Origin of the sequence: Gemmiger sp. An194, from assembly GCF_002160145.1 — a bacterium.
In the GTDB taxonomy this organism is placed as follows: Bacteria; Bacillota; Clostridia; order Oscillospirales; family Ruminococcaceae; genus Allofournierella.
Genome location: NZ_NFKA01000020.1, coordinates 48,516 through 63,088, shown reverse-complemented (window position 1 = coordinate 63,088; position 14,573 = coordinate 48,516). Strand labels below are relative to the sequence as shown.

The following is a 14,573-nucleotide window of genomic DNA, read 5'->3' as shown; positions in this document are numbered from 1 at the left end:
CAGTCGGGGTACATCCAGCGCAGCACGCTGATTTTCACATCCGGGTTCACGGCCTTCGCGTCCGCCGCCATTACGAAGCCGGGAGAACGGGAGGCATCCGCCTTGTCATTCGCCCAACGCATGGTGCAGGCTTCCGCGCCGGTGGAGTTGTTACCGTCGTTACCCATTTCCATCTTGATGTGGGTGAACAGCGGATGTTCGCCGCCGAACAGGTACTCCATCATCTCCCAGTATTTGTCGGGATGCTCGGCCTTGTAGTCCAGCAGCAGGTTGCTGGTGCTGTTGCCGTTCAGCATGCCCCAGCCCTTCCAGGTCAGGCCGTTCACGTTTTCCGCTGCGGCGTCCACATCGGCGCCGTCCAGCAGGATCTCGGTGGGCTGCACTTCGCCGATGGCAGCAATCAGCTCGCTGTCGGCCTCATCCACCATGGTCTGGGTCTTGTTTTCGTTGGCCAGAACGTCCTTGGCAGCAGTCATCGCGGCTTCCAGACGATCGCTGGTCAGACCCGCCTCCACCAGAGCCTCAGCCTTTTCCAGGTTGGCTTCCAGATTGGCGGTATTGATCATGGGCAGGGTTTCCTTGGCATACTTGCGGGCCAGGGTCTCGGTCTGGAGCTTCTCCGCATCCAGAACCTCATCCACGACCACAATGCTGTCGTACAGGCCCTTCTGCAGGTAGCTGGTGCCCACCATGCGGCCCAGCATAGCCTGAATGTCGGTCATGGTGCTCAGCTTGAAGCCGATGTCGGCCACTTCAGCAGCCTTCACACCGTTCACATAGACGACGACGGAACCATTGCCGCCAGCCTTTTCTTCATAGGTCAGAGCAATGGCGTTCCACTCGCCCTTTTCAAAGCCGTTCAGCTCAGCGCTGCTGGTGCTTACACCGCCGCTGTAGCTGCCGAAGCGCAGATTGCCGTTCTCGTAAGTACCGATACGCAGGGCGTATTTATCGTTGCCGATATTCAGTGCGGCACCACGGGCCAGCAGATCGCCGGAGGCACTGTCTTCAGTCTTCACATCCATCAGAACAGTGAACGCGGTGGTACCGAACTTGGCCTGTGCGTCATTGATGGTGGCATGGTAGCTGTTGGTATTGTTCCAGTCCACATTGATCTGGAACAGAGTATCACAGCCAGAGCGCAGATAGGTGATGGCGCCGTTGGCGTAGGTCAGACCACCGGTCTCTTCCAGCGCCAGCTTGGCCAGCTCAGGATCGGGGTCCACGCCGGGGTCCGGCATGACAGCATCGCCCCACTTTGCCTGGATTGTCTCGTACTCCTCAGCGGTGATGCGCAGCGGCGTACCATGACGGGCGCGGCTGGGCATTTTGAATTCGGTATCCGGGGCGGTGAATACACCGCTGGCCAGATCGTCGGTCACAACAGGATAATAACCGATGCCGCCGAAATCATCCAGCAGCAGGCAGTATTGGCCGTTTTCCCGGTCATCCGCATTCAGACGGAAGATGGTGGGACCTTCCACCCACTGCTCGCCGTTCAGGGAATCCGATTTGATCTGAGTCCACTCACCCAGCAGGGTGTCGGCGGTCTCCAGGAATACGGTCTTGGTCAGCGCGCCCAGCTCGTTGGTGCTAGTGCCCTCGTTCTTGGTGAAGCGGTAGTACTTGCCGTCCTCACCCTGAATGACGGTGGTATCGATGCTGGACTGGTCATACTCGATCCACACCTCAGGCTCAGTGAAGGTATAGAAGTCACGGGTCTTTACCACATAGATCCGATGGATCTTGTCGCCGGTGGTACGCTCGGCGCGGGATGCCCAGTACACCAGATATTCGCCGGTGATCGGATCGTAGGTGGCCTCGGGGGCCCAGGTGCAGCCGGCATCGTATTCAGAGCTTACATCCACCATACGCTGCTCGGACCAGTTCACCAGATCGTTGGACTCCCAGATCATCAGGGACTGGCTGCCGTTGCTCTGTGCACCGCTCCAGTCGTTGTTGCCGTTGATCTTCAGGTCGGTGGCGATCAGATAGAAGCGGTCGCCCTCCGCAGAGCGGATGATGAAGGGATCGCGAACGCCCTGCTCGCCCAGTGTGGAGTACAGCACAGGCTCGTTGTCGTTCAGATCCTCCCAGTTCAGGCCGTCCTGGCTGGAAGCAAAGTAGATTTGCTCGCCGTCGGAATAGCCTTCACCTGCAAAGTAAGCGAAGAAGTAGTCGGTGAAGTCCGCATCGGTCAGCTCCTCGGGAGCAGCCTTTACGGTCAGCTCGATCTGCTTGGTAGTCTGCTGGTCAGCCAGAGACAAAGTGGCGGTCATGGTTACCTTGGTGTCCTCTGCGGGACGGGTCACCACACCGGCGGGAATCTCATCGTAACCATCCACGGAAGCCTTCTGGCTTTCCACGGTCACGATCTCCTCATGGTCGGTAGCCCACTTTACGGAAACCTCACCCACGCTCTCGGGCAGGGTGAAATTGCCGCGCACATCGTCCGCATTGGGGATGGTCAGGCTGTCGGCAGCCTCCTGAAGGGTCTTGCCCACATCCAGGCCCTTCACAACCACGGTGAACTCCTGGGTCTTGGCTTCGCCATTCAGGCTGTAAGAAGCAGTCAGCTTCACGGTGGTATCCTTGCCCACAACGGGATGGATGGTGCCGTCGTTGGCCAGAACATCGGTATTATCAGAGGTCCAGGCCACGGCAACGCCGTTTACAGTGGAAGGAAGGCTCAGATTTTCGGTCACTGCTTCCAGACCGGAGTTGCCGCCCAGCATTGCCGCCTTGATATCACGGGCAAAATACTCGGCCAGCACCTCGGCGGAGGGCTGCTCGGCAGCCAGCTCCTCAGTGCTGAGGGCATAGTTCCAAATCTTGAAATCCGCCAGATTTGCGGTCATCAGCGGATCAGAGGTGTACAGGGACTTACCGATATAGCCGGTCTTGTCCTCAGGGATCACATCCTGGATCTTGAACTCATGGGTCACAGAGGAAACCTGCTGGCCGTTCAGGTAAAGGCGCAGTTCGTTGCCCTCGCCCACCATGGTAATGGTGGCATAACCCTGCTGATTGGCCAGGCCGATCGCGGAAGCGCTGTCCGGCACACGGACTTCCTTCCAGTCACTGCCGGTACCTACCTTGATGGCGGAAAGGATATTGCCATTCCGTTCGGTGGGAGCCGGGTTCACGAAGATATAGTTGCCCACATTTTTGTCGTTCCAGTTGCCGAAGCCGTCACCCAGAGCGAACATCCAGTGTGCCGCCTTGGCAGTGGTGGTGGCAGTGAACTGCACGGTGAATTCCTCACCGGTGATCAGTCCGGCGGGCAAGGTAGCAAAGCTGTCCTTGTTCATGTGCCAGTTGCCGCCGGCAAAGCTGGCATCGGTGGTACCGCTCAGGGTGGCATCGTTGCCATTGCCGCTGACATCCACCAGTGCGGTGCCGTTGGTGGTCATGTCATAGCTGGCCACCAGTTTCTCCTCCACCACGGGCTCCTGCTGCACCGCTGTTTCGGGTGCAGCGGGTGTTTCGGTGGATTCCACCTGAGGAGCCTCGGTTGCTTCCGCCTGCGGCACCTCTGTGGCCTCTGCCTGCGGGGCCTCAGTTGCTTCCGCTTCGGGAGCCTCAGTGGGCTCCGCCTGCGAAGCCCCTGTTGCGTCCTCCGCGGGTGCCTCGGTGGGTTCCGCCTGGGCAGCAGCCTGCTCCAGCAGCAGATCTGCGGTTTCCTGCGAGACCGCCTGACTGCTTGCCGATTCTGTGGAAGAAGCGGCATAGGCCGGCACTGCAATATTCATCATCATGCAGGCCGCCAGAAAAGCTGCCACTGCTCTGCGCAGAATTTTCTGCATCATTTTTCCCCCTTATCTTCCATACTTTTTCGCCGTTTTTTCCGGCTTTTGTTCTTCCGTGCCGGGAATTACCGCATTTTCCCTGCACATTTTATGCCAACACCGAGAGTTTTTTGTGTTCAACTTTTCCTTTATATTTACCGCCTTCCACAAAGTAAACACAGACAAAACACGTTTTACACAGAATTCTCACGGTCTAAGCAATAAAATTGTACGCTATTTCGAAAAATTGTACATGTACTTTTTCCTGCAACTTTTCTACATACAATTAAATATTACATGTTTTCTTTTAAATCTACATTTTGTACAAAGCTGCCGTTTTTTGATTGTCTATATTTGCAGGAATATATTTCCAAAAATCATCTCTCTATGTTCTTTAAATAAAAACCCGCATGGGTTCCGGCAAAATGCCGGAGACCCATGCGGGTTTCGTTTTATTGCTTAGGTATTGCGGAAAGATCAATGATCAACGATCATTTTTCTTCTTTTCCGCGCCGTGTACGGCGGGTGATCTCCACCACGGCCAGAGCCGCGGCAGCAATCACAGCCACAGCCGCAATCATCAGCATACCGGAGTCGCCGGTCTGCGGGCTGGTGGTGATGACCGGTACCGGAGTTGCTGCCGGTGCAGAGGGCTGCGGGGTGGTTTCCGGAGTGGAAGTCTCCGTATCCGTAGTTTTCCAGCTCAGACCAATGGGAGACAAGCTGTGAACCACAAAGCGGATGCCAGTCTCTGCCTCATAAACCTGAGGCAGTTCCACATCGCCGGGCATATGTTCGCCCGTAGCCACGGTAAACATATGGGTCACCACAAAGTCATGAGTCGATGCACTGGTTCCCTCAGGGTAAGGCAATTCCACAACGATGCCATCCTTCGGGAAGTTGTCGGCAGTCACCGGTACCCACTCGCCGTTGTCATTGAAGGTCATCAGAGTTACATCGTAAACCTTGCTGTTCTCGGTGGTCAGACCGGGCACAGCCTCAGCCGCCACTTTGTACAGCTGCTCAACGATCTTGTTTACCGTGTTGAACGCGGTATCCTTCAAGCCTTCCGGAACAGTGGTGATGCTCTCCTGAACATTCAGTGCAATATCTCCTACCTCCGGCGCCTCGGTGGGTGCAGGAGTTGCGGTGGGTACAGCAGTCGGTTCAGGGGTTGCAGTGGGTTCCGCGCTGGGCTCAGGAGTCGCAGTGGGCTCGGGAGACTCAGTGGGTTCGGGGGTTGCTGTGGGAGTCGGAGTGGGCTCCACAGCCTTCTCCACTTTGCTAACCACAATGAAGCTTACCTGCACAGCGCTGTCAGTGGACGCATTGGGAGCAACCTCAACGGTCAGCACGCCATCCTCGCCCACTTCCACGCCGGTGTAATGCAGCGTATCGGCCACATCAAAGGCGTTGCTGTAATAGGAATAGCCAGTGGTCACGGTGGTTCCGTTCAGCACAATATCTGCAGAACGCTTGGGGCTCCAAGTCGCCCAACCGGAGGGATCAAACATGCCGATGTATACTTCGTACTCGCCTGCCTCCAGATCAAACTGATACTCAATGCTGTCGGTCTTATTGGCGGCATAACGCAGGCTCTGATACATGTCTGTGGTGTTGGCTCGAATGCTGCCGGCCGCTCCGATGTAACCGAAACCGGTCTCAGCAGAGTAAGCGCCATCATTCACAGTGTTCAGAATGGTGTCGGCGTTTTCTGCAACGATTTTGTTGTAGTCCTCGCTCATGGGTTCATTGGCCATATTGGCAAAGTAGACCACATTGGTGGGTACAACAAAAGCAGAAACGGTCACCACCGCGTCATCGCAATCCAGCAGTGTTCCCTTGACGGTGGCATCGCCCAGATTGTCGAAGCTCCATTCCACAGCGGACTCAACGGTCTCGCCGTTCCAGATTACTTCCAGGGTGTCGGGCAGGTTGCTGCCGTCGGTGTAAACGGTCTCGGGCAGCTCGGTGACAACGGTCACGGGAGCCAGCTCATTCAGCCGATCCAGCGTCCAGTTGCTTTCGCCAAGGATCGCAATGGTATCGGTGTCGGGGTTGACCTGCAGGGGCAGCCATACGGTGCGGCTGTCGGTCAGATTGTTGCCGTTCCAGCGGTCGCCCATGTAGATGAACTTGCCGGCCTCTGCGTCAATGGGCAGCACATAGGTTACCTGAGTATTGAAGCACTTGCCGGTATCATTCAGGGCGGGGTTGCCCATGGCTTCCCAGCCGGAAAGCAGGTTCTGACTGCGGTAGTAGGTATGGGCGGTGCTGTTCCAGCCGTCGGTGCCGGAGGTGATCAGGTAGTACCAGCCATCGTACTTGAACATGGCCGGAGCTTCCCGATTGGTCTCGGTCACGATGCGGGCGGCCCAGGTCTCATTCTGACCTTCGGCGCCCTCGGTGATGGTGTCGGTGTAGTTCTCATCCAGCAGAGAGATGTACAGGCGTGCATTCATCTCGCTGGAGTAGATGACGTAAGCATCATCCACACCGTCGCCGTTGCTGTCGGTGCCCTTGTCCACGAACACGGTCATGTCACGGGCTTCGCCCAAACGATCCGCGTTCAGGCTGGTGTCGTAGTTCATGCGGGTCATATTGACCAGCTTGAAGGGACCAAAGGGAGTTTCGCTCTCCGCGAAGCCAACCATGGCGCGGCTGTAGCGGCTTGCGCTCATCTGGCCTTCGCAGTCATTGGCGACCCACTGGTTCAGGGTCTCGTTGTTGTACAGGGGGCCATCCGCATGGAAGACGATCACGAACTTGCCGGTGGACTCGTTGTAGATCATCTTCGGACGCTCGGTGATGCAGTAATCACCGTACAGACCCTCAAACGCCAGCTGCAGTGCAGAGGTGGTCTGAGTGCCTTCGGTCTGGCTGTCCGGGTACAGGAAGCTGGAGGTCTCGAACTGGGTCTCATCATAGCTCTTGGCCGTCCAGGTGGTGTCCTCGGCGCTGGTGGGCGCCTTGTCGAACTCGGTCACATAGGCGCGCAGGAAGCGCTTGACTTCGTCAAAGTCCTCCTGTGCAACGCCTTCGGGAGCAGTTTCCATCATGCCCCAGGCCTTCAGCGTCTCGTAATTGGTCTGAGACAGCTGCATGGCGTTGTAGCTCTGAGTGGTGCCCTCGCCATCCGCGCCAACGGAGGAGGTCACGGCAGCTTCGTCGGACTCTTCAATGGGCAGGATGGTGTTCTGCAGATACAGAACAGTGCCGCGGTCGGTCCAGTTGTACAGGTCGGTGGAAACATAGCAGCGGACACCGTCCACAGGGCGGGTGCTGTTAGTCTTGTCCTCGCCGTACCACAGGTATACAGTCTTGCCTTCGGTGATTTCACCGTCGCCGTCCAGGTCCACGTTCACGCAGCCCTCGCCGGTGCCCTCCACCATTACGGTGGCGCTGCCGCCGTGTGCCTGCATGGGCAGACCGGTATCGGCATAGATCACATCGCCGTCGGTGCCGGGAATGCTGGTGTATTCCTCAGGCAGAACGCGCAGATTCTCGTAGATGGTCTCGATTTCTGCGGCGGCTTCCTGAATCTGCTTGTCGGTTGCAGCCTCATTTTCCAGCAGAGCCTTAGCGGCATCCAGCGCTGCGTTCAGATCCTGCAGGCTGTCCTTGGGGATCACGGAGCCGGAACCGGTTACCTGACTTGCGGTCAGGGGAACCTCGGCGTAGTTCACGCCGGCGGCCTCATCGGCGGCCAGCTTGGCCTCGATGTCTGCAATGGTCTGCTGCAGCTCTGCTTTCAGCTCCTCACCGGGAACACCGTTCACCGCCAGCCAGCTGATAACAGGAGCCTGAGAGCCGGTGCAGGTCAGAGTGTATCGAACCGTCTGGGCTTCTTCCAGCGTAAAGGTGAATTCGTTGTAATCCAGCCAGTTGCTGCTGCTCAGAGAGATGCTGCCCGCATCCAGAACGGTGTCGCCATAGGATACGGTGGCATCCATGGGCCGGGTCATGCCCCACCACTCGCGGTGTGCCGAGGTGATGGTATACGTACCGGCTTTCAGATAGAAGTCGTAGGAGATGGTCTCGCCGGCCGTATTGTTATGGCCGTAGATACCGGTATCCTCCTTGTTTTCGGTGCTGGACCAACTCTTGGTGCCAACATCGGTGTCCACCAGACCCCAGGTATTGTCACTGGTCTTGAACTGGTCGAACTTATCGTTCAGCAGCTGATCGCCCAGTGCGTCTTTCAACAGAGTGAAATACTCGGTAGTCTCGGGAGCGTTTGCATCATTCAGGTTGCAAACGGTGTCGATGAAGTAGACCAGATTCTGGGGAACCACTTCCACCACTACAGTAGCGGTCAGGGGCAGACCCAGCACATTGGTACCACCCTGTACCACGCCGGTGATGGTGGCGCTGGTGAAGGGATCAGCCAGGTTTTCTGCGGTGTTGCCTTCCCACAGGATCTCCATCTCCTTGGTCTCGCCCTTGGAGGTGAGAACGGAAACGGTGGTGGGCAGAGCATCCTCGGAAACAGGCTGGCCTGCTTCGGCCACAAGGGTGGCGGGCAGCTCGGTCTCGATGGAGACCAGCGAATCGGTGGTGATCGGCAGCTCCTCACCCAGGGTGTAGAGCGCGTCGATCTGCAGAGTGCCGGACTTCACAACAACCTTCACAGAGTGCTTGTCGTTGGTCAAGCCGGTCAGAGTGTAGGTCTCAAAACGGGTGCCGCTGGAGGAAGTCTGTGCGTTTTCAGCAACCAGGTTGCCGTCCACATAGACATCCAGAACGGCGCTGCCGTCGTTGCCGCCGGTAATGGCAAAGCCGGTGCCGGCCACAGGGAAGTCGAAGGTGAATTCAGCGCCCGCAGTGCTGGTCACGCTCATGGTGCGGTACCAGTTGTCGGCGCTGCCGCCGCCGGGCTTGGTGATATCCCACACGCTCTTATCGGCGTAGGTCACGCTGTCATCCTGGCCGTCCACCATGCTGGTGGCGTAGGGGATGGTGCCCTCGATGGTGGTCACCTTCAGGTTATCGAAGTAGACCACGCTCCAGGGGCTGCTCAGCTTGATGCGGCCCGCATCCATGGGATTGGAGTCGGTGTAGCTGTAAACCACCTGGCCGTCCAGGCAGGCAACGATCATGTTGCCGTTGGCATGGATCTGTACAGCGTACTTGCCCTCGGCATCGGCCTCTACCTTGCCGTTGGACAGCTTGGTGCCGCCGCGGTAGAACTCCCAGTCACCGTCGCCGTACACCCGCAGGGTGTAGCCGTCCTGGTTCCAGTTCATACCGGTCTGGCTGCGCACGCCTACGCCGGCCCATACGTTTGCATCTGCACCGGGAATCTCCACATCAATGCTGGTGGAGTAGTTCATCCAGCGGAAGTCGCCCACGATGGTCATGGGTTCGCCGCCGTTCCACTGACCCACTTCCTGATCCAGGACCTGAGCCAGCTTGCCGTCCTCCACGACCCACGCGCCGTGGGAGTCCAGCATGTAGCGGGGCTCGTTGCCGCGTGCAGTCAGGTAGTCCACAGTGTAAGCATCCTTCACGCCGTCCTTGCTTACGCCCATGTCAGCTTCCTCGGCGTACTCAAAGTTATCGGCGTACAGGTACTCGTCGGAGGAATCCAGAGTCTTACCGGTGGCGTCGGTGTCCAGCACCAGACGGTCCTCGGTGTTGATGCCTTCCGCAGGCATCTTCAGGGCTTCCTCGCTGTACTCGTCCAGGGTGGTGGCGGTCACCACGCTGTAGGCGGGGATGGTGATGATCCAGCTGCCGTCAGCATTCTTTTCCAGGGTCTCGCCCTGCTTCATGTAGCTGTCGGTCTCGGTTACCCAGGTGCACAGCTTCTGATCTTCTGCCAGCTCCATGTTCTCGGTGCTGATGGCAAAGGTCTTTGCGTTCTGGGTATTGTTGACAAATACGGTAGAGAAATTCTTCTTGTCCGGATCTGCCATGGTCAGGTAGCTTGCATTGCCGTTGATGCCGGCGGTTGCATGCTCGTTGTCACTGCCTGCAAAGGATTCCTGGCTGGCGTTTACGATCAGCCGCCAGATGCCCTTGGTGTTGTCTTCATTCTCCCAGCCGGTATCGGCAAAACGGGAGAAGTGCGCGATCATCTGGAGCGCGGGATCGTAATGGATGTAGCCGCTCCAGGGGTCACGGGCACTGGCCAGCTCCTTATGAGCATACTGGATGCCCTCGTAGAAGGAGCCCAGCGCAGGCTGGAACATGTAGTGAGTCCGGCGGGAGGACATGAAGGCGGTGGTCATGCTGTCCACCAGGGCCAGCGGGCTCTGGTAGCCACCAATGCTCTCGTAGCCATACTCGCTGTTCTTGTTCTCCTGCAGTTCGGTGTAACCGAAGGTGGCGCAGCCTTCGCTGTACCAGACTTCCTTGCCCCACTCCTCAGCCATCTTCACATAATCCTCGGTGGCGCTGGTGCGGTAATGGAAGCCGATGATGTCAACATCATTGAACAGCTCTTTATCTGCCAGCATGCTGGGCACAATGTTCAGAGTCTTGTTCTCGTCGGAAGCGATGATGCGGATGTTCCGGTAAGCTTCCTTCGCTTCCTCGGTAAAGTAGTTGGGGAACTCGGTCTCATTCTCGATCCGATCCGCGAAGTACTTGATCAGGCCCTCGTTGGGGTTGGAGGTCTCGTTCCGGTCCGGGTTCACGAAGTCCACCACATAGCCGTACTTCTCGTAGGCATCGAAGATGGTCTCGCGGTACCAGGTGTACATCTCATCCCAGCCGCTCTTGTTGTTGGAATCCCAGTCGGTGAAGCCGGTGTCCGCGATCCAGTCGGGGTACATCCAGCGCAGCACGCTGATTTTCACATCCGGGTTCACGGCCTTCGCGTCCGCCGCCATTACGAAACCGGGAGAACGGGAGGCATCCGCCTTGTCATTCGCCCAACGCATGGTGCAGGCTTCCGCACCGGTGGAGTTGTTGCCGTCGTTACCCATTTCCATCTTGATGTGGGTGAACAGCGGATGCTTGCCGCCGAACAGGTACTCCATCATCTCCCAGTATTTGTCGGGATGCTCGGCCTTGTAGTCCAGCAGCAGGTTGCTAGTGCTGTTGCCGTTCAGCATGCCCCAGCCCTTCCAGGTCAGGCCGTTTACGTTCTCCGCTGCGGCGTCCACATCGGCGCCGTCCAGGGTGATGGTTGTGGGAGTTACCTCCTCCATTGCCGCAATCAATTCATCGGTGGCCGCGTCGATTTCCTTCTGGGCCAGAACAGTGGTCTGCGCCTTATCCAGAATCTCCTGACCCGCTTCAATCGCGGCTTCCAGTCGGTCACTGGTCATGCCGGAGTTAACCTTGTCTTTGGCCTGTTCCAGAGCTTCTTTCAGCGCATCCAGGGAGGCCTGATTCTTCTCCTTCTTGTGCTGGGCGGTCAGTTTCATGGCCTGACTTGCACCCATCACCCCGGAGGAGTAAACAATGTTGTCGTAGGTGCCCTGCTGCAGGTAGCTGGTATTAAAGGACCGGCCCAGCATTGCCTGCACATCACCCATTTCGCTCAGCTTGAAGCCGATGTCGGCCACTTCAGCAGCCTTCACACCGTTCACATAGACGACAACGGAACCATTGCCGCCATCTTTTTCCTCATACACCAGCGCAATGGCGTTCCACTCGCCCTGGTTGAAACCGGTCAGAGGCACACTGTTTGCACTCACGCCGCTAGGCAGTGCACCGTAACGCAACTCGCCCGCATAGGTGGAAATCCGCACTGCATTGTCCGCATTGCCGATATTCAGTGCCGCGGTACGTGTCAGCAGATCACCGGTGGCAGTCTGTTCGGTCTCCACATCCAGCAGGATGGTGAAACCAGTGGTGTCAAACTTGGCCTTCGTGTCATTGATGGTCGCATGGTACTTTGCGGTGTTGTTCCAGGTCTGGTCCATCTGGAACACAGTGCCGAAAGGCTCCATCTCCGACACCACCGCACCATCTGCATAGGTCAGGCCGTCGGTCTCTTCCAGGGGCTCACTCAGCTCCACATCGGGAACCACAGGTGCAGTCTCCTTGGCAGCAATCATGATGAAGCTCACCTGCACCGCGCCGTCAGTGTTGGCATTCGGAGCCACCTCCACGGTCATCACACCGCTTGCATCCACGGTGATGTCGGTGTAGCTCAGGGTGTCTGCCGTGCCCACACAGTTCTGAGCGTAAGAATACCCCGTGGTCAGGGTGGCATCGTTAATGATCACATCCGCAGCACGCTTGGGGTTGCTGCCCGTCCAGCCGGAGGGCTCGTGCATACCAATGTATACATCGTAGGTGCCGGGCTGGAGGTTGTCGAACTGATAGCTGATGCTATCGGTTTTATTCGTCGCATAGCGCATGCTCTGGTAGATATCCGCAACATTATTGCGAATGGTACCGGCAGCACCCACATAACCGAAGCCGGTCTCGGCGGAGTAAGCTCCGTCGTTCACGGTATTCTTCAGGGTGTCTGCATTGGCGGCCACAATGGCCTGATAGTCGGCCATGTCATCCACGGCCTGCGCCATATTCACAAAGTATACCAGGTCCTGGGGAACGACCATGGCATCAACAGTAACCTGTGCATTGCCGCACTCGGTCAGGGTGGCAGTCAGGGGAGTACTGCCGAAATCACCCGTCAGACCGGACCAGGTCACCGCACTGTTGACCGTTTCACCGTTGTAAACAGCGGTGGCGGTGGTGGGCAGGTTGCTGCCGTCTGCATAAACTGCTTCCGGCATATCCAGAGTGACCTGACCCAGATCACAGCGGACTGCCAGCCAGCTGATGGCCGGTGCCTGGGTGGTGCCGTTCTGAGAAACGGTGTACCGGACCTTGGTCTCCTCGGTCAGGGTGAAGGTCAGGTTGACCTGTTCCTTCTGGCCCTTGGTCTGGATGGTGGCAGTGGTCTCGGCCAGCACCGCGGCATCCGCAGAGGTACCGTTGTACACGGTCATCTTCATGGGCCGGGCATTGCCCCACCACTCCTGATGCAGAGAGGTCAGGGTGTAGGTACCGGCAGGCAGGGTCAGATCGTAGGAAACGGACGCACCCTCCACGTTGTCATGGCCCAAAATACCGGTATAATCCTTGTCCGCTGTGCCCACATCCGCATAGGATTTTTCCTGAGCATAGTTGTTCACCAGGCCCCAGCTTCCCTTGCTGGTGTGCTGGTCATAGCGATCGTTCAGCAGCTTGTCGCCCAGCAGCGTCTTCACGGCGTCGAAGGCCTCGGTGCTGGCCAGCGCGCCGTCCGCACTGGGTTTGGCAACCGCCGAGTCGATGAAGTACACCAGATTTTCCGGCACAACCTCCACAAAGTAGGTGTTGCCGTCCACATCCTGCACCTCCACTGTGCTGTAGAGAGTGCCGAAGGTTTCAGCAGTCACGGTTTCGGGCCAGCTGATACCTTCCGGAAGGGTGTTCTGGTAGGTTGCGATGTAACTGGTTGTCGGCTGAACAGGCTCAGCTTCCTCTTCACCGTCAGCCTGCTCTGTGCTGCCAACCGCATCGCTTGTCGCAGCGCTGCTGGCAGCGGTGTCGCCTGCCGCAGTACTGTCAGCAGAAGAATCGCCCGCTGCAGTACCGTCGGCAGCATTGACTGCCGCGGTATCATCAACAGCCGTACTGTCAGCTGCGGTGCTGCCTGCAGAAGCATCGGCCGCCGCAGTGCTGTCGGCTACCGCAGCATCTGCCGGCTCGGAACCGGTTTGCTCGTTCTGAACCACCGAGGAAGCCACTGAAGAAGCTACTTCCTGAGCTGCATCCGCAAATACGCCCATGGGCATAGACGTTGCGAATACACCGGCACAAAGAACGGCAGCCACAATCCGTTTTCCTTGTTCCTTGATTCCTTTCATTCCGTCTCCTTTTACTCCTTTCACATTGCTTGCCTGCCTTTTCCGCCGCCTTTGTCCCCACACTGACGGAACAGAAAAGCGCCCCCGATACAAGCAACATTCATTTTGCTCTGGAAATCACCAATTTTTCTACAAAACCAGCAATATTTCCAGATGTTAATCATTATAAATCTTTTTTTTATGCAAAGTCCATGTAATTTTTCCTATCCTCTTTTAAAAAAACGCTTCAAAAAATGCATGTTTTCCCCCTTGTTTTTTATCTTTCATGAGCCTTTCGTAAAAAGTGATCTTTCTTTTTTGTTCAACTTGACAACACGCTGAATTCGCACAAAAGTCCTCGGGATTTATATGATCGAATAAATTTTTAATTGCATTGCCCTGTCAGAACATTTTATTCCGTTTCCTTAATCAGCAATATTGCACTAGTTATGGAGCACAACGCAACCGAATTCTGTATTTCCTCTTTTGCGCCAGGCTCCCCTTCTTGACAGATACGGAAAAATATGGTAAACAGAAAGCAACGATTCCCCGTTTTCTCATCAACACCGGAACAGGAGGTTCTTTTTATGATCGATTTTAAAAATCCTACCGCTTACAAGCTCACCGCTGCCGATCCTTCCGCCTATCAGGCAATGCTGCAGCCCATGATGATCCCGGATGAAGAGATCATTCAGGCCTACAAGACGGTGCGGGATGCCATTGTATTCACCAACCGCCGTATTTTTGCCATCAATCTTCAGGGGCTGACCGGCAAAAAGAAGGACATTTCTTCCCTGCCCTACAGCAAGATCCAGGCCTTTTCGGTGGAGACTGCCGGTGTACTGGACATCGACAGTGAGCTGGAGCTCTGGTTCAGCGGCCTGGGTAAGATCCGGTTTGAATTCGCCGCCAAAACCGATGTGGGCGCACTGTGCCGCTGCATCAGCACCTACACCCTGAAATAAATCATTTTGCAGTCTCTTCTGTC

General features: G+C 56.8%; 3 protein-coding genes. 1 reads left to right on the top strand and 2 read right to left on the bottom strand.

Annotated features, from left to right (window positions below; translation table 11 throughout):
- A partial coding sequence (locus B5F28_RS11855; protein ID WP_158097596.1) for an immunoglobulin-like domain-containing protein occupies window positions 1–3,809 on the bottom strand: 3,809 nt, incomplete at its 3' end.
- Between the two features lie 470 nt (window positions 3,810–4,279).
- Window positions 4,280–13,606 (bottom strand): hypothetical protein, encoded by a 9,327-nt coding sequence (locus B5F28_RS11850; RefSeq protein WP_087296092.1) that lies wholly within the window; start codon window positions 13,604–13,606, stop codon window positions 4,280–4,282.
- A 566-nt stretch (window positions 13,607–14,172) separates the two neighbouring features.
- Between B5F28_RS11850 and B5F28_RS11845 the strand changes: the two genes are divergently transcribed.
- Window positions 14,173–14,550 carry a PH domain-containing protein gene (locus tag B5F28_RS11845; RefSeq protein WP_087296091.1) on the top strand — a complete coding sequence of 126 codons (378 nt, stop codon included), beginning with the start codon at window positions 14,173–14,175 and terminating at the stop codon, window positions 14,548–14,550.
- Window positions 14,551–14,573: the final 23 nt, after the last annotated feature.

What these genes read in the sequence shown, in the direction of transcription:
- B5F28_RS11845 (WP_087296091.1), top strand. Translation starts at nt 14,173, where the DNA reads ATGATCGATTTTAAAAATCCTACCGCTTACAAGCTCACCGCTGCCGAT.
- B5F28_RS11850 (WP_087296092.1), bottom strand. Translation starts at nt 13,606, where the DNA reads ATGAAAGGAATCAAGGAACAAGGAAAACGGATTGTGGCTGCCGTTCTT.